General features: G+C 48.8%; 1 protein-coding gene. It reads left to right on the plus strand.

Features of this window, described 5'->3' with window-relative positions; all coding sequences use genetic code 11:
* On the plus strand, positions 1–244 hold a 244-nt coding region (locus HGH47_RS12375), incomplete at both ends, for a host-nuclease inhibitor Gam family protein (protein WP_432912811.1).

The raw sequence follows: 244 nt of genomic DNA on the forward strand, positions 1-244 counted from the left end.
TCTCAAGGAAATCGGACTTCTTGAACACGAACTGGAGGCAATCGACGGGGAAGCGAACAAGAAAATTGCAGAAATTAAAGCGGACTGCGCAAAGCAAGGGGAAGGTCTCCGTAAACGCATTACCGACCTTTCCGCCCTGCTCGGCGCATTTGCCGAATACAACCGCGAGGAACTGTTTAAAGACCGCAAATCCCAAAAACTGTCCTTCGGTGAATTCGGTTATCGTAAGTCTACCTCAATCAGT

The organism is Treponema sp. OMZ 805 (assembly GCF_050937395.1).
Classification (GTDB): Bacteria; Spirochaetota; Spirochaetia; order Treponematales; family Treponemataceae; genus Treponema.